18 protein-coding genes and 2 pseudogenes are annotated in these 18,838 nt (G+C 38.1%); 9 read left to right on the forward strand and 11 right to left on the reverse strand.

Going from position 1 to position 18,838, the window contains the following annotated elements:
* On the forward strand, positions 1 to 149 hold a 149-nt coding region (locus tag FTT72_RS14060; protein WP_079745370.1), incomplete at its 5' end, for an integrase core domain-containing protein.
* Between the two features lie 172 nt (positions 150 to 321).
* On the opposite strand, the gene FTT72_RS14065 is transcribed toward FTT72_RS14060, so the two are convergent.
* Positions 322 to 543 (reverse strand): helix-turn-helix transcriptional regulator, encoded by a 222-nt coding sequence (locus tag FTT72_RS14065; RefSeq protein WP_004658364.1) that lies wholly within the window; start codon positions 541 to 543, stop codon positions 322 to 324.
* Positions 544 to 737: 194 nt separating this feature from the next.
* Between FTT72_RS14065 and FTT72_RS14070 the strand changes: the two genes are divergently transcribed.
* The gene (locus tag FTT72_RS14070; RefSeq protein WP_004658363.1) at positions 738 to 989 is read left to right on the forward strand and encodes a hypothetical protein; all 252 of its coding nucleotides are present in this window, start codon (positions 738 to 740) and stop codon (positions 987 to 989) included.
* A 252-nt stretch (positions 990 to 1,241) separates the two neighbouring features.
* Here the strand turns inward: FTT72_RS14070 and FTT72_RS14075 are convergent.
* Positions 1,242 to 1,385: pseudogene (locus tag FTT72_RS14075) on the reverse strand (antitoxin HicB); the annotation flags it as partial.
* Between FTT72_RS14075 and FTT72_RS14080 the strand changes: the two are divergent.
* Positions 1,385 to 1,609 (forward strand): annotated as a pseudogene (locus FTT72_RS14080) (efflux RND transporter permease subunit); the annotation flags it as partial. The pseudogenes FTT72_RS14075 and FTT72_RS14080 overlap by 1 nt on opposite strands.
* Positions 1,610 to 1,693: 84 nt before the next feature.
* Here the strand turns inward: FTT72_RS14080 and FTT72_RS14085 are convergent.
* Complete coding sequence (locus tag FTT72_RS14085) at positions 1,694 to 2,581, reverse strand: cation diffusion facilitator family transporter (protein ID WP_127800877.1); 888 nt, start codon at positions 2,579 to 2,581, stop codon at positions 1,694 to 1,696.
* Complete coding sequence (locus tag FTT72_RS14090) at positions 2,568 to 3,299, reverse strand: transglutaminase family protein (protein WP_005245162.1); 732 nt, start codon at positions 3,297 to 3,299, stop codon at positions 2,568 to 2,570. Before FTT72_RS14090 ends, FTT72_RS14085 begins: the two co-directional genes overlap by 14 nt.
* A 79-nt stretch (positions 3,300 to 3,378) precedes the next feature.
* Here FTT72_RS14090 and FTT72_RS14095 point away from each other — a divergent pair, with 79 nt between their 5' ends.
* A complete protein-coding gene (locus FTT72_RS14095; protein WP_005245163.1) occupies positions 3,379 to 3,792 on the forward strand; it encodes a Cd(II)/Pb(II)-responsive transcriptional regulator in 414 nt (137 codons plus the stop codon).
* Between the two features lie 41 nt (positions 3,793 to 3,833).
* Here FTT72_RS14095 and FTT72_RS14100 read toward each other — a convergent pair whose 3' ends face one another.
* Complete coding sequence (locus tag FTT72_RS14100; protein WP_005245164.1) at positions 3,834 to 5,033, reverse strand: integrase arm-type DNA-binding domain-containing protein; 1,200 nt, start codon at positions 5,031 to 5,033, stop codon at positions 3,834 to 3,836.
* Positions 5,034 to 5,675: 642 nt separating this feature from the next.
* On the opposite strand from FTT72_RS14100, the gene FTT72_RS14105 reads away from it, so the two are divergent.
* Positions 5,676 to 7,058: an IS200/IS605 family accessory protein TnpB-related protein gene (locus tag FTT72_RS14105; RefSeq protein ID WP_180178575.1), complete on the forward strand. Its 1,383-nt coding sequence runs from the start codon at positions 5,676 to 5,678 to the stop codon at positions 7,056 to 7,058.
* A gap of 30 nt (positions 7,059 to 7,088) precedes the next feature.
* Complete coding sequence (locus FTT72_RS14110; protein ID WP_000550047.1) at positions 7,089 to 7,307, forward strand: hypothetical protein; 219 nt, start codon at positions 7,089 to 7,091, stop codon at positions 7,305 to 7,307.
* Positions 7,308 to 7,451: 144 nt separating this feature from the next.
* Here FTT72_RS14110 and FTT72_RS16400 read toward each other — a convergent pair whose 3' ends face one another.
* From FTT72_RS16400 to FTT72_RS14125, 4 genes are read right to left on the reverse strand one after another with little or no spacing between them, the layout of a single operon-like run.
* Positions 7,452 to 7,559 carry a hypothetical protein gene (locus FTT72_RS16400; RefSeq protein ID WP_372551473.1) on the reverse strand — a complete coding sequence of 36 codons (108 nt, stop codon included), beginning with the start codon at positions 7,557 to 7,559 and terminating at the stop codon, positions 7,452 to 7,454.
* 60 nt (positions 7,560 to 7,619) lie between these two features.
* Positions 7,620 to 10,820 carry a site-specific integrase gene (locus tag FTT72_RS14115; protein ID WP_127800785.1) on the reverse strand — a complete coding sequence of 1,067 codons (3,201 nt, stop codon included), beginning with the start codon at positions 10,818 to 10,820 and terminating at the stop codon, positions 7,620 to 7,622.
* A 4-nt stretch (positions 10,821 to 10,824) separates the two neighbouring features.
* Positions 10,825 to 13,164: a hypothetical protein gene (locus FTT72_RS14120; RefSeq protein ID WP_180178576.1), complete on the reverse strand. Its 2,340-nt coding sequence runs from the start codon at positions 13,162 to 13,164 to the stop codon at positions 10,825 to 10,827.
* On the reverse strand, positions 13,151 to 13,600 hold the full coding sequence (locus FTT72_RS14125; protein ID WP_127800793.1) for a hypothetical protein: 450 nt from the start codon (positions 13,598 to 13,600) through the stop codon (positions 13,151 to 13,153). The genes FTT72_RS14120 and FTT72_RS14125 overlap by 14 nt, the downstream gene beginning before the upstream one ends.
* Positions 13,601 to 13,917: 317 nt before the next feature.
* On the opposite strand from FTT72_RS14125, the gene FTT72_RS14130 reads away from it, so the two are divergent.
* The 3 genes from FTT72_RS14130 to FTT72_RS14140 all read left to right on the forward strand — a co-directional run bounded on the left by FTT72_RS14130 (position 13,918) and on the right by FTT72_RS14140 (position 15,301).
* Positions 13,918 to 14,085, forward strand: coding sequence for a YhfG family protein (locus tag FTT72_RS14130; protein WP_000946583.1), 168 nt, complete (start codon positions 13,918 to 13,920; stop codon positions 14,083 to 14,085).
* Positions 14,086 to 14,097: 12 nt separating this feature from the next.
* Complete coding sequence (locus FTT72_RS14135) at positions 14,098 to 14,694, forward strand: putative adenosine monophosphate-protein transferase Fic (protein ID WP_179990952.1); 597 nt, start codon at positions 14,098 to 14,100, stop codon at positions 14,692 to 14,694.
* Positions 14,695 to 15,043: 349 nt separating this feature from the next.
* Positions 15,044 to 15,301 carry a hypothetical protein gene (locus FTT72_RS14140; protein WP_004726728.1) on the forward strand — a complete coding sequence of 86 codons (258 nt, stop codon included), beginning with the start codon at positions 15,044 to 15,046 and terminating at the stop codon, positions 15,299 to 15,301.
* Between the two features lie 575 nt (positions 15,302 to 15,876).
* Here the strand turns inward: FTT72_RS14140 and FTT72_RS14145 are convergent.
* Both FTT72_RS14145 and cml read right to left on the reverse strand, forming a co-directional pair.
* Positions 15,877 to 17,082: an ISL3 family transposase gene (locus tag FTT72_RS14145; protein WP_020753573.1), complete on the reverse strand. Its 1,206-nt coding sequence runs from the start codon at positions 17,080 to 17,082 to the stop codon at positions 15,877 to 15,879.
* Positions 17,075 to 18,340, reverse strand: a complete 1,266-nt coding sequence (gene cml, locus FTT72_RS14150) for a CmlA/FloR family chloramphenicol efflux MFS transporter (RefSeq protein ID WP_020753574.1) — start codon at positions 18,338 to 18,340, stop codon at positions 17,075 to 17,077. Before cml ends, FTT72_RS14145 begins: the two co-directional genes overlap by 8 nt.
* Positions 18,341 to 18,838: the final 498 nt, after the last annotated feature.

The following is an 18,838-nucleotide window of genomic DNA, read 5'->3' on the forward strand; positions in this document are numbered from 1 at the left end:
AAGCTTATAGCAGTGTCACAGATGCGAAAAAGCAATTGAGTGCATATTTTGAGTTTTATAATCTGAAACGACCTCATTCGAGTCTAGACAAAATGACACCAAATGAGTTTTACTATGATCAGCTACCCCAACAAAACAAGGTGGCTTAACTAGAGCGGAATATCACTTATAAATACGCTTTTAGTTGTTCAAACAAGTGGAACCACCTCTGTTTGTAATGATATTTTATAAAATTCAATATTAGATCTGCAGAGAAAAACTTATCAAACTAAGTATTGGCTAGTCTTTTTCTTCGAAAAACTTATCAAACGAAGTATTAAGTTAATCTTTTTCTTCAACTTCTTCCTTAAACTCAAACAAATCATTCATCGTACAGTTAAAGTACTTACACAACTTATCGGCGACTGGTAATTCAATACGTACAGCACGGTCATAATACATACTTGTGAGCGTGTTGCGATTGATACCTGTTGCATGCACCACTTCACTTAATTTTAAAATTTTTCTATCGCCCATGAGGCTAGATAACTTACAAGTAATCATATTTAAATTAATTTACAAAAAATAACTTGCTGTGGGTTATTTGAAGTTGTTGACTGAGTAATACTTTGCTAAAATTAACCTGCAGCAGGTTATTACAACTTATAGAAAGTATATTTTATCCATTTCAACTAAATTATAACTTTTTAAATATAAGGATTGAACCTGCATTAGATTATTTTGTGGAGATGACCGCCGTGTTACCAAATGAGTTATTGATCAGCCAGCAAGCTCGTGACTTAGGAAATCAATTAATTAAAGAAATGAACATCAATAGAAGTTATGGAATGGCTAATTTTCTTGGAGTAAATACTTGCTATGATAATCATCAGGCTGTACTTATTTGGACATTTCAACTGCTTGAAAGGGAACCTGCCTTAAATGAATTAGCAGAAATTAAAAAATATTTTCTTTTAATCTTTCCAGATAGTGTTTATCAATTAGCCTAAGTTGTTTTTAAAATTAATTTATTAAATAAAAAGCACTAAATCAAAGAAAGCTTTATTTAAAAATACCTATTAATTCAAAAACATACCATTTACTGAATATATGAAGCATAGGTTCCTGCTCTATCACTCACTCGTACTAAAATTACATCGCTCTTTTTACTGATACTAAACAATTTATGTCCACGCCACGTTCTGCGGCTTCGAGGGCTAGTTTTTGTTGAACCACTGAGAACAAGGACAACAAACTGCCTACTATATTTTCCCGGAGAGTGGTGTAGGAACTTTTTCATTATTGCTAATCATATCAGCGACAACATCAGCAACGAGCTCCTCTATTCCTGAGAATGCTTTAGACTGATCCGCATCAAGCCAAGACAATGATGGAAACTCAGCACATCATTCGTTTAAGACCTATTTTAATGACGGCACTGGTCGCAAGTTTAGGTTTTATTCCAATGGCGTTAAACACTGGAATTGGTGCAGAAGTACAACGACCACTAGCAACAGTTGTTATCGGCGGTATTGTATCTTCTACAATTTTAACTTTGTTTGTATTGCCTATTTTATATCAATGGGCGCATGGCTCTGAGAGTAGCAAACAGCAATCCGACGAAATTTAAAATCAAAAAAAGCAGCTTAATTACTAGGTTATGCCTAATTAAGCTGCTTTTAATATTGTATGCCCAACATTTTATTGATAAAGCTTACTGCGCTTCATCCCGACAATTTTCATTTAAAAACTCAAACTCTATCGTTGTATGCGATAAATGATAGGAAGATAATTTAGCTGCAACTTCTTGTTTAAGCCTAATTAATTCTTTAACGTCAAAGTTGTCACTCAGCTCAAGGTGCGCTGTTAAAACGTGACTTTCACCATCTAGTGACCAAAAGTGCATGTGGTGGATACCATTAACTTCAGGAAATTCCATTAGTGATAGTTTAATACGCTTTTGAGTCTCTTTATCGGGTGCAGCTTGAAGAAATAAAACGAGTGTTGATTTCAGGTTTTTGAAAACATTAAACAAGATGAACAGCGTGAACCCTATTGATAAAAGGGGATCTAATATCGGCAGTTCAGCGAACAACAGTACGATAGAGACTATAAGAACGGCAACCCATCCAAGTACATCTTCAAGAAGGTGCCATGTCAGCACTTTCTCATTTAATGTTTCACCCGCTTTTAATTTTAATACAGCATATCCGTTAACGGCAACGCCGAGTATCGCTAGCCCTAACATCCCCTCGACTACAGGCATTTCAGGATTGGACAGCTTTGGAATTGCTTCAAATAAAATCCAAATTGAGCCAATGATTAAAACAATACTGTTTATCAATGCGCCAAAGAGAGTAAGTCTACGATAACCATAACTAAACTTATCTGATGCTTCTTTATCTGAAAAACGACTTAAAATCCACGCAAAACCTATTGAAAGACTATCACCAAGATCGTGAACTGCATCTGCCATTATCGCCGTACTGTTAGTGAGCCAACCACCTATAAATTCGATAATAGTGAATGTCACATTAAGGAAAAATGCCCAACCAATACGGTCATCTTTACCATGTTGATGACTATGATTATGGTTGTGCATTTTGTACCTCTAGTACTTTTCTATTTCTTAGTTTTGATACATTCATATTAATCAAGTGACGTATCAAGCGTTGATATATCCAGCGTTTGAACCCCGACAAGTTAGTCCCTTTTTCGAGATAGAACTCATCAGGGGAATCATAAAGCCCAAAGTCATCATGAATACCTTCTTTTTGAATATAGGTATTTTCTCCACGCCAATCTGTATCTGGTGATGAAAAGCACTTTGTTGCAACACCATAACCACAAAAATCATCTTTTACTTGGTCAAATTTCTCCTGTAGAGAGCTTAAGTATTGCTCATCCAATATAAAGCCCTCTAAGTTTATCCAACGCCCTTCAAAGTAAACTTCTACCCAACTATGAATGATGTATTTAGGTGCTAACCAAAATACATAGCTTGGGATAGCACCTTTTTGTAGTTGCTGGTCTATGGTAAACCCATGAAATCGGCATTGAATGCCTAGTCCACGCAATAGTGCCATTAACAGATTACCCTTAGTATTACATTGTCCATAACCATCTGCTAGCACATCGCTTGCTGCAATATCATCGCTTTCATTATAACCAAAGAAAATCTCATCTTTTACAAACTGATAAGCGGCACCAATTTTGTTGAAGTTATCCAAGTTTTTCCACCTACGTTGATCGATCAAGGATTGGATATCTTTGTGTTCAAAATTAACGATATTCGTATTGTTTAAATATTTCTCAGTCATTTTTTATATATCCTTTTCGTTGCATACTTATACTATAGACTCTATAGTAACTATAGAGTCAAATGTCTGGGGGAAATTGATGAAAATAGGCGAATTGTCAAAAAAATCGGGCTGTTCAATACAAACGATTAGATATTATGAAAGAGAAGGATTACTGTTAAATCCAAATCGTTCAGAAGGTAATTTCAGGCTGTATGATAGCAAAGCACTTAAACAATTGGAATTCGTAAAGCATTGTCGCAGCCTAGATATATCACTCAATGATATTAAACGTCTTATCGAATTAAAAAATAAGCCAGAAGAAAGCTGCTCTAGCGTTAATGCATTAATTGATCAGCAACTTGCACTAGTGAATAAACGCATGAAAGAATTAAGGGCGCTTAAAGCTGAATTACAACAAATGGCTAGTGCTTGTGGTTCGAACAACCCAACATACTCATTATATTCTGCTGACCATGTAACACGGCAAGTATATTGTTTACTATCCATTTGAAACCCCATAATGTTTTAAGTCTATGTATAAAAGTACGATTTTCACTTAGCAGTACTTAAATAATCACCCCACCACTGCATCATTTCAGTCCGCTGGGCTAAATAGTCAGCGTGATTATAGCTGGCACGGGTACGGTTCTTATCAATATGTGAAAGTTGTGCCTCAATCCAGTTATCCTGGAACAAACCTGAGTCATTCAAAATGGTACTAAAAGTGGAACGTAGTCCATGAGAGGATAATTGATGTTTTCCATAGCCCATCTTACGTATAGCCATATTTAATGTATTAAAATGAATCGGTTGATTATGTTTCCGTGGGCTAGCAAAAATGTACTTTTCACCGTATGACCATTGCATGACGTCTTTTAAAATATCTAAAGCCTGATCTGAAAGTGGAACTAAGAAGTCGGGAATCTCATGGCCTAATATGACTTTTCGTCGAAACTGTTTAATATGCAAGGCAGGTATTTTCCAGACTTTTTCATTTAAATCAAAATGATGAGGCTCAGCCAATAACAATTCAGCCCCTCGCACGCCAGTATGTAATTTGAACAGCAGTGCTTTTTTAATAATCGGATGGGCATCCAATTTTTGTAATTTATACTTAAAATCAGATATATCCTCCGCTTTCAAATACGGATAATTTTTCTTGATTTTACTGTTAATGGCGATTTTATTTAAACCATGCGCGATGTTGAATTCACAATAACCCATCGCTACAGCGTAGTCATAAATTTGGTTCAAATAACTACAAGCTTTCTTGACAGGTTCTTTTACTTGGCGTCCCTCTATTTTTTTGATTACTGAAACCAGGTCATAACGCTTGATGTTTTGAAAAGGTAGATCCTGAAGGTCTGGATAAATATCTTGCTGTAAGCATCTTTCTGCTAACTGTAGTACACCACAGCGGGGTAGATCGTTGAAGGCATTTTTCAGTTTGAACTGTAACCACTCCTCCCCGACCTTACCAAAGGTGATGACATTAGAGGCAGTATCTTGTTCAAAACAGAAATCATTGTCTTTAAAGTCATCTCTGACTTGTCGTGCCTTTTTCAGCGATAAATCAGGATAACGACCTAACTGAATGCGTCGACGTTTTTTAGTTTGTGGATCTGTATAGCGATAGCACCAAGATTTTCTTCCACTCGGCTCAATCTTCAGGCTAAGCCCATCTTCATCGGATAAAAAACTGGTTTTTTCCTTACAATGAGCTTGGCGAACTTTAATTTCAGTAAGACTCATGGAATTTAAATGAAACCTAACAATGGGTTGATTGGATCAATTATATCAAAATAGAACGCTTTATGTATGATGCGTACACTACGCATCATATATATTTGTAATATATTGTTTTATATATTTAATATTTTAAGTATTTGTATTTTAGTAACCATTATAAGTACCACCTCTTCTTTAAGTTCCCAACAACTCACTTTTTCTGTCATCAATGTTAAATAAGTCTTGTGCTTTAAATTCTTAGATGACCTCCTCTACCCTTTATTATCATTTTTATAAAAGTAACTATATGTACTCATTAAAATTTGTAGAGCTCAAAAACAAAAAAGACCGCTATATAGCAGTCTTTTAACTTAATTAAATAATAATTAATTCATTTTCATCATAAGTGCATAAGCATCACGTTTGTTTTGACGCAATGATTCTATCTCGGACTTCGTCAGCTGTTTTACGAGAGTAATTAACTATAACTAAAAATATAGACAAATATTTGCATAAGTTCTCATTTTGTCTATGTCGATTCAGTAGTGGCAAGGTGGGTATTTATTAGAGATTTAAATGATTATCTTTTGTATTTTAGGTGAGTGTCTTGGTATATTAGCATCCATATCTATTGATTATCCAATCCCTTAACCTAGGCATGACTTTGTGAAATTAACACGCATCCACCATTGTAAAAACTTGAATGTGCAAAAGTACAAACAGCTTGAGAAACAAGCTGTTTTACTTGGTCGTATTCGTAGCGAGGTGTGGGCTAAATATGGTGCTATTTCAGGTTTGAATATCAGTGACAGAGCTATTCGTGATGCGTGGATGAAAGAAAGTCGTGACTTTGGTGTTTCTGCAAATGCGTGGAAAGAAACGCTACGTGATTGCATAGGTGATATTAAAGCCTATCGAGAAGCATCAAAAGACAAAGTAAAGCAGGCGATCCGAAAACGCACCTCCTGTAATAATGAACAAAAAAGACTATACACCTTGCTTAAAAAAGATGAATGGATGACTGATAATTTCCTCCATCGTCAAATGCGTAATCACTTTAAGCATGGTGTTAATCACACACATAATCAAATTATTGTTCGTGCGGATATGTGTAAAACCTTTGAGTTAAATGGTCAATGTTGGCTTAAAGTACCAAGCCTAATCCCTCGACAAACCATTAAAATCCCATTAAATACGACTGTTGATTTTGCGCCACAAGGCACACTTAGAATCATTCTAAAAAACGGTAATGTTGAAGTTCACTCAACTTATGATGCAGTTGAAACACAGGATTGTGGTCAGGAAACCGTAGGTGTTGATAAAGGGTACTCAGAAGCTTTTGTGGACTCTGATGGCGATGTATATGGGAGTGGTCTAGGCAAGCTGATCTCAAGTGAATCAGATTATTTAAATCAAAAGTACAAGCACAGAAACAAGCTCAGAGCGATTGCTAAAGCTAAACCACACAAGAAACAGAAAATTGAGTTAAATAATCTAGGTCGAAAAAAACTAGATAAGCGACAAGATACTCAAAAAGCAAAGCTCAAAACATTAATATTTACAGCAACTCACAAGTTGGTTGATAAAGCCAAAGTGATTGTTGCGGAAGATTTAACATCCCCAATTCAAAGTAAACGCAACTATGGCAAAAACACCAATAGACGCTTAAATACATGGGCTAAAGGTTTGTTAGCTAATGCCCTAACTTCTATATCTCACCGTAGAGGTTCTACGGTGCATCTAGTCAATTCTGCATATACTTCGCAAAGTGATTCTTTCTTGCATGGCCTTTTAATAGGTACACGTAAGGGAGATCGTTTTCACCGTTTCAATGGGGAAGTTGTGCAAGCTGATTGGAATGCTGCGAGAAACGTGCTTGTAAGATTAAACGACAATGAGATAAGTCGTTATACGCCTTACAAAACTGTAAAGCGTATATTGCAAGAACGGACTGACCGCTACAAGTCGGAACTGACCGACTCAGGCTCTAGTTACACGCTTGGCAACAAGACATTAACAGAGTGCGAATTAGTCCTTGAGTATGTTTGAATACATTTTAAGGAACAGTAGGATAAAAACATGCACTTATTTAAATTAACTGACGAACAACTCGCACAAATTCTTATCCCGAAACGATTTGTACCACCTACTCCACCTGAACATGAAGGCAAGAATATGGTCTATGTATTTGATAGTGAGGATAAGTTTGAACTGACTTATGATGAGCTGGTGGAAATCATTAGCAAAGCTAGAATGGCTGGTCCGAAGTTGATACCTGTCTTAGGCACCGTGAATTAAATTGTGCAGTGTTCGCACGCCACTTGAAACATAACTTGATTGGAAATGAATTTGGGCTGAGAAAAATTCAGTTCAAATTTAACCTGACGGGCACACTAAAAAATGGGTAATTGTCAGATCGAGTTTGGACTACAACACTTTAGCTCATCGATTTACCATACCGCTAATCTTCACACCATTTTCGTAAATCCAGCGATCAAACTGTGATACTACATTCCGCTTATTAATCCAAGTCAGCATGGTGCTTTTCATAAAGGCAGTTTACTTATAAACAGGGAAATTTCTAAACAATTCCCCTTTAACATGCTTAGGCTATTTGATCCAGAGTTCATCTTTTTGCATCATTTTTAACATTAAATTAAATATAACCAGCGGAGTAACATTTTTTTTGTTAGAGCCGACAACTCTTTGAAAACTAAATTTAACGGTTCGCTCAGGAGCATCCAAATTAACTGGGTAGTTTTGTTTTTCTAAATACAGATGATCTCCTAACATTGGCTCTATACCAGTAATAAAATTAACAATTTGTTGCTCATCACCTTTCATTCGGCATTGAAAATGTAGAAAATTCTTACGCAGTTTTCCAAATAATAATAATATTTTAAGCGCCTTAACCATGTTCTTTTCTTTCAGTGCATCTTGCTGCCTATCATCTTTATAATGAAAATCAAGGAGAGGAATTATTTCATCTGGACGAGTCAGTTTTTTAGCCTTTTCGTAAAGTTCATCAAACCAACTCTCTTCTAAATTCTTACTATAAACATAATTCGTTTTTAAATTAAATTTTTGGCGATCCATCCATTTAGTGCTCATCCATTGACATCGTTGCATCCATTCTTGAGCTTGGGTATCTTCGCTTAATCGACCTTCTCTAAAACTTATCAAACGTTGAAAAGGTGTCAGAGTACTCTTCTCTATACTAAACTTCTTTTCTTGTCGGCCAGCCATCGTAACTGGCTGTGTTTGCTGATAAGAATTAAACCATTTCTGCTGCTGAGTATAACGATTTAGGTTTATGTAGTCTGTACTTGACTTCACTGGACTAAAACACTGTTCTAATACTTTTTTTGAAATGATACACGGCGAATTATAAATTCGATCGACTGCTAATAAATCCAAAACATGAAGGTAATTTGAAGCCGTTTGCTCAATACTGCTATGCCCCATCCAAGAGGCGAGCACCTGCCATTTATGTTGAATAATCTCTTCTTGAGCACGTGCTTTCATACCAAACAATAAATCCCTCATCTTTTTTGCTTTTACCCAAGGACAATCTGTGTAGGTCTTGATCATTTCTTTTGAACCGAGCAAAGTTATTGCTAGATAGTTAGCAGCACTGTGGCGTAATGTATGAAAACTAAAGCCATGATGCATACCTAATATTTGACTAAACAAATCTACTGTAATTTTGCTGATACATTGATCAGTTAATACACGATGATTCACACTAAAAAGTAGATCATCCTGCTGATTAACCAAATATTGCTCATAACGATGTTGTATGTAACGTTGTACTACTAAAAACTCATGTTCTGACAATGCAATTTTCAATGGTATTTGACGATTCGCACTTCGCGTTTTCAGACGGCGATATGAATTGTCTTGGATATGAAGCGTGATATTATTAAAAACTGTATTTTCTTTTTCTTTATAAAGTAGCTCTGGGCAAATAATATCTTGTATTTTAAGACAACGAACTTCATTTAATCGAAGTCCAGTTCTATAACTTAGTAAATACATCAGCTTTAAACAACTCAGATGATCGACCCACTCTGATGCCGTTGGCTCTTGACTTAAATTTTCTAGTTTTTCCAATAATTTGCCAAATAGCAAAGGACTCACTAGCCGTGCATTGCAAATTTGTAAATGCTTAAAACTTGAATTCTGTAACACCAATACCCCTGGAGCATCATAATTCTCTATACAGAATTGATGAAAATCTTTTAGGCGACCAAAACGGTATTCTGCGCTTTGGTGCATCTTACGAGAGGTTTTTCCTTTCACCGAATCTCGTTGAACTGCTTTTTCATCACGTTCACTGCTGTATTTCAATAGCTGCCGATATAAATCCTCATAGTCATCTATGGATTGTTGCTTTAAATCTAATTTATTGAGCCAAATCTCAAATATAAATTCTTTGCCAAACGATCCTAAGTAGCTTTCAATAGTTGATAATTGAAGCCCTCGTTTTTTTAAATGCATTAACCAGTGAATTAAGCGTAGTTGAGCATCAATTAAAGACTTTTCCTCCGTATTAGCATCAACTATCTTCTCCTCTAACACCCTTCTAGTTTCTTGCCAAAAACGTAGCGTGCGTTCTTCTTTATTCCTCTTTTTATCTAAACGCTCAACTTTTTGACCTTTACGTTTCTTTTGACCAAACAACATCAACTCATACGGAATCGTTTGTAATTTGCTTTGAACAGTCGGAACTTCAGGAAGTAACTGCTCTTGTTCAAAATGAATAGGGCGATTATCTGGTTCTGTGACTTGATTGTAATCATTATTCCACAGCAATCTAAATTCGGATGGCCTTAAAGCAACAGTATTAATCTCTTGCTGAAGCACATTACTCAAAAATATATCTATGCTGAGGTTTGGATTAAATTCGAGTACCATTTGCACATCATTAAATGCACGAAATCCACGGCGTTTAATTTGATATTGCAGATCCCCAAGACTTTTTTTCCTGCCTATCTTACTCAAGCTTTCTAAAATACAATCTTCAACTGAATGTTGCAGACAAAATTCTTTCTGAGCAGCTTTCAACTTTTTTAAATATTGCAAAATGAACTGCGCATATGGGTTAAAAAAAACATGTTTCCATTGGTACAACTTTCCCTGTTCTACATCGTTGCCATATTGAGAGTTTTCAACACGATAATGTAGTAACAATGGATTAGTGATTTTTTTGTAGTCCGAATGGTATAACCGAAAACAATTCAGATCTGTACCAAGCTCAATGGCCTCCTGCAATTGCTTCTGAATAGCAATCAAATGCTGTTCATCTGCACAGCCTGAAATATATATAAAACTTAAGCATAAATTTCCCCATAAGTACTTTGGTTCATTCCAATATTCAAATGAATCTTGCCAATACTGCCTTAATTCCTTAAGTACATGGATATGTAGATGCCCCTGTTCTAACCGTGACTCTGTACTCTCAATTTTTCTAGGCAGTACGATCCGTTTAGTATGTGGATTTAGCTTAATTCTGTATGATTTTTTATCTACATTCTGGTTGAATTGCTTCCTTCTTTTATTAAATTCATCTTCAGTAAATTGCATCAGTTTTGATTGTTCGTCTCGGCTCAACTTTTGACTCAAACAATCAACACTATCTTTAATGTCATGCCATTTTTCAGCGATCTGCTGATCAAGTTTTTGCTGCATTTCTTTCGTCAATACTTCAGGTGGAGAAGGCTGTCTATCTAGCGACTTTTTCACCATTTTATGAATATCAACAAATAGATCATCTAGTTGTGGTTTTATTAGTTCTTTGATTTTTTGCATACAACTATTTTCGCTCTAAGTGTTTAATCGATAAAGATTTGACATTATCTTGCAATTGCTGGCGGGCTTGCTGTACATAGACATTCGGGATAAGTGAAGAATGCGGATGAAAAGCCTCTCGGTCACGTTGGTCATGACCATACAGGGCCTGAATTAAGTGAAAAGCTAATGCTGGTTTACCCTCTTGCTGCTCATGCATCAAAAAGTTCATGTCAAAATGACGTAACCAATTCGAATACATATTCTTTGGAAAGACTCTTTGCATATATGAATTCACCCATTTTCTCGATAAAGGGATTAACTTAATTTTCCTGCTCTGCCATTCTTTGACAGTTATCGGCAAGATATCTTTACTAAAAATGACCTTACCAAAAAGATCATTTACAGTTATCTTCTTCTTTGCAAAGACTTGTCTAAAAAATGAACCGTACGCTTCAATAATTTGTTCTAAAAAGGCAGTGTAATTTTGCAGTGTTTTTATGAAAAAATCAGATAAAGGGATAAAACGACCATCTTTTCTTGCTTTACTATTTTTTTTATCATTCACATATAAAAGCTTGAGCTCAACACAATAATCATCCAAATTCCCCAACAGGTTTTTTTTAGGCCGACTTGCCAAACTCAACAAACTGATATGCCACATCCAACACGCATATGCATTAAGTTGATTAATAATGTGCTTATCTTCTTGGATGTTTTCGTGACAATGTCTATGTAAAATATGGAATTGCTCTTTCACAAAATTGGGTTCAAGTGCCAGTTGGCTCCCTATCCTTCCTATAGATAATGCAGATTGCACTTTGAATTGTTGTTGCAATATTTTTAGTTCAGCCGTGTCTTCAGTAAAATGTGTGGAATGTGGTGTAAGTGCTTTTTCTAAAAAGGCTAGATATGTGCTACTGAGTTGAGTTTTCGGTAGCCCGCCATAATAGATACCAGGCATGTGATGCTGACTATCCCGCCCAGCAATTACATGAGCAAGATATTCATTATATGTTTCATAATATATATGAAAATATAATTGAGCCTGCAGTTTTTCTACAGTGATCGAACCTACAAACCGATTATCAAGCCAATTCTTAAGTTTCGTATTAATGTGTGTTGATGAAATTAGTGGATTCGATGCTTGTTCTATATAGTCAAACCAAGCAGAAGGTAAATGTAGTTGATGTGTCATCACTTCATTCCACCGCACATGATTTAAGCTCTTAATCTTCTGCTCTGTAATTTTAAGATTTAATTTGAGTAAATATTCGCGACGTCTACTTGAACCATTCTGGATCAAAATTCCATCTTGAATAAGCTCGTTAAAATCCATCAGTGCGACGGGTGATAATCCCGTCAAAAGTGACAATAAACATGCTGCAGCGATTGCAGCATCCCTCCAGTGCCCGGATAACTCGGTTCTCAACACATAAACAATTTGCTTCAGTATATCTGGCGCCAAATAATGTGGATTTGTAACAAAAGGAGCATGACGGCGCTGGCGATGCCGCATTAGATGCGTCGCATTATCGCTGAGTATATAATTTAAATTTTTAGACTTTTCATCTTCTGAATAAAACTCCATTTCAGGATCTAATAGATCAACTTCACCCTCTTCATCTTTGTGAAGAGCGGCATCATAAATACTAATCTTTGCGTTATGTCCAATATCTACTTGCTTACCCGTTTTAATTTCACGAAATTTTTTGAGTTCATTTTTCGTCGGCCATTGCAAAACTTTGCTTTTTTTTGACTTACGCTGACGATGAACTACACGACGATCATCTAGTCTTTTAAAAATTATTAATAGAGCCGATAAATACTCTATGACTTGTACTTGTTCGAAATCTTTAATATTAAAAAGTTGATTACGATCCTCTTTTTTCAAATTACGTTCGTACGTGACATAACAATTTAGCAGCTTACTACATTCATGAAATAATTCAGCATGATTAGAATCCAGCACATATCGTGAGACATAGCGTAATAGGTCACAAACATGTTTTTGCTTATTCTCAGCTTTATCAATTTTTGCAAATTCTTGATACTGCCGATATGTTAAAAAACTCGCTTGTAGAATCAAATAACGTTGCGATGACAGCTCTTGTGTATTACTAGAATCTGGACATGCAAAAAAACTCACAGCAGCTAAAAAAGAATACTTACCGATCTGTCTGGAGCCTGATATATAGCTATAAATTTGTTGTGCTAATTTGTATAGAGCGTAGACATCTTTATACAAATCATCTGATAGATCGACAAATTGTGTATTTACAATATCATCACGTAATAGACAATAATCTTGTTGATATTTTTCTGCTAAATCTAAGAATTGCTCTTGTGTTTCAATGTTTGGCATATTCATTTTCGCTTAATATTTTTATCACGTTGCATTGTTTAAATTCATTGTGATCAGAACGATTTGGTAAAAGTTGATCCTTTATTGAATTCTTTGTTAGCTTAAAAAATCTTGCAAAAAATTTAGCATCCAGTTCTTTCTGAGCTTTTCTTTCAAAGCACAAGTGTTGTTGTGATTTTTCGATAAAATCATCAAGATTATGTATCAACTGTAAGATTGCAACATAATTAGAATGCACACGTAAGCCTGGCTCCGTTTGCATTAATAGCAATATTTTTTGCCAAATTTTCACATAGATTATTTTGAACTTTGCTTGTACTACTACTTTCTGGCTCTGTTTAATCTTTTTGATTTTCAGTAGTTCTGAGTTAATTTTTACTATCTTAAATTGAACATTTTGTCGCTCAAAGCAAAAGGGCATGATAAATTGCCCCATAAATATCTCTATATTTTTTACTAAATAGTCAAATTTTAACATTTTTATCGATATAAAAAATGAGCATATCTTTGTATATTAAAATTCATTTAATTTATCAACTAAATTTTCTCAAAATTACAATTATCAACAAATACATATGGTTTACTTATCATGGGTGGTCTAAATTTTAAGAATTCTTCCACTTTTTTTTAGTTTTCTGTTATTACATGAAACAATACCGTTGTATTACATTTTAGAAATGCTGTGTATGCAGCATTGATCAAAAAGATTCTCTGCTATACTTACTTCACGTGTAGCATCAATGGAGTTTCGAAATGCTCAGAACCACTGAACAGAAAAGAAAATATATTCAAGCGACACGTTCGCAAAACTATCAAGCCAGCCTAAAGCTTGAAGGCATTACAACGACAGCTCAAACAACTCAACAAAGTAAAGCTGAAATCTTGCAAAAATATAAGAAGTATTCGCAACCCGAATCTTAGTCAGGTGCATGTATGGATAAATATGGGGAAATGGGTGACAGCCTGTATTGTTACCCTGGCACAAATATCCTAAAGAACAAACTCAATATTCGTGATGAACAAATTTTAGAACAAGCTGAACTAGAACTGTCTGGATTGGCAAGTAACTTAATTGAATATGCTGAACCACCTTACGACTTACAATACTTAAAATCAATTCATGCGCAGCTCTTTGGCGACTTATACGACTGGGCAGGAAAGTTAAGACAAATCGATATTTCCAAAGGTGACACCCGTTTTTGTAATTTTTCCCGTATTGAAATTGAAACCAATAAACTACTCAAACCGCTTCAAGAAAAAAAATACTTTCAAGGCTTAGCACCACAACAACTGATTCCTCAACTTGCCGACTTGTATTGTGAGCTTAATGTCATACACCCATTCCGTGAAGGTAATGGACGTACACAACGGATTTTCTTTGAGCATCTGATTGCTCATTGTGGTTATGGTATTGATTGGTCTCGCATTGACTCTCAACAACAATGGATTCAAGCCAATATTGAAGGTTTTTATGGTAATTTAAATCCATTAATTAAGATTTTTGAAATATGCTTTATTCAAAATACCTAAAATTTAAGTAGTCGAAGCCCACAATCCTTAATGAGCCATCATCTTTGCTTCAATCCACTGATTAATTTCCCAAATAAACCAACAATCACGATTCTTAGAAATCTTAATACTCTTCGGGTAATTTAGGATCGTAATATTCAGATTACTTATCCAGAATTGAATAGATCGTTAACTTAGATAGACTTTTAAGCAATGTAACTTGCCGCATGTTTATCAACATATGTCTCAAAAAAGTCTGCCCATACATAGATTTATGGTGTTTAGTGCTTAAATTTCAGATTAATCTTCGTCTGATGACCTGAATGGATGTTACAGATTACATGCAGGTGAATTACTCTGTGGCTGTATCATGGCTTTTGTGCAATCCAATCCATTTGATCCGAATGTTCTCTTTTGCAATAAAGCAGCCTCTTCTGCTTTTCCTGAACCAACGAACTATGTCATTGATTTGATTCAACCGACAACAGTGATGCTGAATCAAATCTCCAAAGAAGGGATTAAATGCAAGAAATGTGGTAAGAAAAAGATAGGGGATGGAAGTTATTATCCGTCTAATTGGAACCAGCCCATGAGTCGAGATCAGTTGAGTAAGAATCATTTTAAATGAATAAGAGAAGGATGGCTTACCTCACTTCTCCGAATAACAATGCTATGCTTTTCAACCAAGGTTATAAATTGGCAACTACATTTCATTCTTCTTCATGCTGGTCCTATAGCCTGTAGACAATTACTACATCATTTGCATTCAATGCTCAATACAGCCTGTCAGCAGAACCGCAGCGATACTTTTTTTCGTGCATACATGTAGTGTTTAAATCCATTCATTTTTCAATGATCCTCTGCCGTTTATCACATTTATGGTCGATCTTTAACCTTGTGAAAAATGCACATACCGATCCCTTCAAACTGTCAAATTTATGTATGCATGACATTTAAAGAAAATTATCTGATCAATTTTTTTAGGTAAAATTCATCAAGAAAAAAGTTATTATTATTCATAACATCACCAATAACCACATAAAAACAATAATTTAATAAATTATTCTTCCAATTTTTTTATATTTAGTGTTATTACCTCTAAATCCATGTTTACCACCTTCTATTACATAAGTAATTTAGAAGTATCCACGATATAAATTGCTTGCCCTCACACCTCTCCCCTCTCACGCCCAAAAAATTAGTTCATCGCACTTTGCCGGGAAATGCAGCACGGATCTTGAGGAAGAAGTAGTCCGTGTCGCGGTATCCATAGGCCATCCGCTTAATGACTTTGATCCGGTTGTTCATGCCCTCCAGCACGCTGGTGTTCAGCCGGTGGAGGGCACTGGAAACGATACCCTCCATATATGGCTCCAGCTTCTTGGCAAATCGTACCAAAGCATCAATTCCGCTACCGAGGGCCATGCCGGCCCATTCCCGCCAGGCGCTTCTGGCCGTCGTCTCGCTTTCCGCAAACCATAGCGTCTTAAGTTGGTCCTTGAGCACGTACACCGTAGTCAAGAACGCATTGGCGGCCAGGAGTTCGTCCAGCTTGACCGCCTGCTCGGGCTCAAGGTTGTCAGCATTGCGTAACAGTATCCAACGGCTGCTTTTGATCACCTTGCGGGCGACCTTGTCATCTCGCAGTTGATTGGCCTGATCAACTCGCACTCTATCCATCACTTCGCGGCCATACTTAGCCACCACATGGAACAGGTCGTAGACCACCACCGCGTTGGGGCACTGGGCCTTCACTTCAAGATCGAAGGCTGAGTTCATGTCCATGGCCACTGCCTCGATCTGGTTCCGGGCATCGCCTAACCACTCGAAGAACGGCCGGATCGCCTCACGCGAGCGGCCCTCGCCAATCCACACCACTTGCTGGGTGTCGGCACAGGCGACCACCGTGGCGTAGCGATGACCCTTGTGCAAGGCGAATTCGTCCATCATCAGGCGGCGCAATCGACTTCGATCTGGCTCGTGCAAATCACGTTTGAGCCGCTCCATGTCAATAGTCTTGACTGTATGCCAATGCAAGCCCAAAAGATTGGCAACATGACTGACGGGCAGCATCTGTACTAATTTCTCAATCCAGTTGCGCAATGATTGCGTAATACGGGAGCGCGGTGGTAGCCAATCGATCCGCTCTCTGGTTGGACCGCATTGTGGACAACGCAGCCGCCGCACAGGTACATCCAACTCGACGCGATACTGCATAATTGGTGACTCGCGAACTCGGCGCCAATTGATGTCATGTACCAGGAAACAAGGGCAATCGCATCGGCTACAAATTGGCGTATGCTCCTCGTCGTGTGTAAGACGGATCAGCAAAGTCTGTTCATCTAGAAGCCCATGAGACGCTGGCGAAAAGCCCTTCCAGAACAGGCTCCAAACATCAGCGCTAGTCATGATCATGGACCGATTGCGCGCTATCGGTGCCTTGTAGCGCCAAGGCATCATGTTCTTCTTGGCTGAGATGGCGTCTGTTGGGATTGATGCAGGACAGACAAAGCACTGCTGTTGCGAGGATGAGGCAATAAGCGATGATCGGCCAGGTGGTACCAGTCGATAAAAGCGTAATAATGAGTGTCCCGATAATCCCTAACAGTAGTCCACCCAAACAGAAGTAGACTGCTGTAGCGGTCCCAGCGATATGATCGAAACCTCGAAGAGCGGCATTGGGTGCCACCGATACCGCAGTGGCGATACCAACACCCACGAGCCACATCGGGGCGATGAAGCCAAGCACCGAGACCGGTGCCAATGTCTCGCCAACAGCGAGCAACAGCGCTCCCGCCATCAGACACCCCATTCCCACTCGTAAGGTCTTCAGGCTTCCCCACCGGGGAATCAGTCGTCCCATGATTCGCGCTGTAGCCATCATAGCGATGGCCACTGTAGCAAATAGCAAGCTGAAGCTAAGTTGCGATAACCCTTGCCTCCCCATCATTAGCCAGGGGGCGGTCGAGAAAAAGACGAAAAAGCTGCCCATCCCCGCGCTGTAACAGAGCGTGTACAGCCAGAAGTTCAGGTGTTTCACAGGAGTCAATAGCTGCGACCACTGTAGGTCTGCCGTCCGGTGCCGCCGAGTCTCTGGCCAGAGTCGCCAGGCTGCGATAACAGCGCCTATCATTGCCATCCCTAGCAAGCCGAAGATTGCGCGCCATCCGAGCCACGCGTCGACCAGCGCTCCTAGCAGTGGGCCTATCGCAGGAACCATCGCAAGCATAGAGCCGAGCAAGCCATAGATGACGTTGCTTTCCTCACGGCCCGAATAGATGTCGCGTACCGTCGCGAAAGTGGAAACGAGACATGCCGAAGCGCCGCAGGCCTGAAGAACGCGGAAGCTCAGAAAAAGTTCTGGCGATGAAACTACGGTGAGGCCGAATGAAGCCGCAATATAGGCAATCCCGCCACCAAGTAAAACGGGGCGGCGACCCAGCCGATCCGACAGTGGGCCGAAGAGAAGCTGTCCGGCTCCAAGCAAAACCAGGTATGCCGTCAACGTCAGCTGGATCGTCCCTGCACCGGACCCAAGTGCATCCGCCATGAAAGGCACCACGGGCAGGTACATATCCATGCCCAGTGACGCCAGCAAATCGAATGGTGATAACAGCAATAGCGTGGCGGGAAGAGAATACCGCCAAGAAAAATCTTTTGAGCGCACGAAGCCATCTCCTTAAGTTAAGAATTTGGCGGCGCTCTTGCAGAGCAACTAGGTTCTTGAGAACGCCGCAACAACCGAAAACGAAGGTTGCTGCGGCTTACTTGTCTGCTTTCTTGGTAGCGCTCATGTGCGGGTTATCTCATGGATGAGTCCATATCGTAACAATCTTCACGCTAAAGTGCAAAGAACCAAAAAATTTATACTGAAAGGCAGATTAAGCCCGTTCGAGTTACATATAGCCGCATGCTATATTGAAAGCATTAAGAAAATATCCTCAATATTTATAGGATTTTTAAAGTATGAACTAATTTTCGAAGAACCCTTTCTAAGTAATGTGACCTATTAGGAAAAATGAAAATACTGAAATCTCCGTATCAACAATCAGTCAAAGTACATCCTGATGATTTTCTGTAACCGATACCCAAGGACTATACCTACCCTTCTGATGTGCTGTGCAACAAAGCCCTCCTTAGCCACACTATAGCTATAGATTAATTC

Origin of the sequence: Acinetobacter sp. YH01005 (genome assembly GCF_013420465.1) — a bacterium.
Classification (GTDB): Bacteria; Pseudomonadota; Gammaproteobacteria; order Pseudomonadales; family Moraxellaceae; genus Acinetobacter; species Acinetobacter amyesii.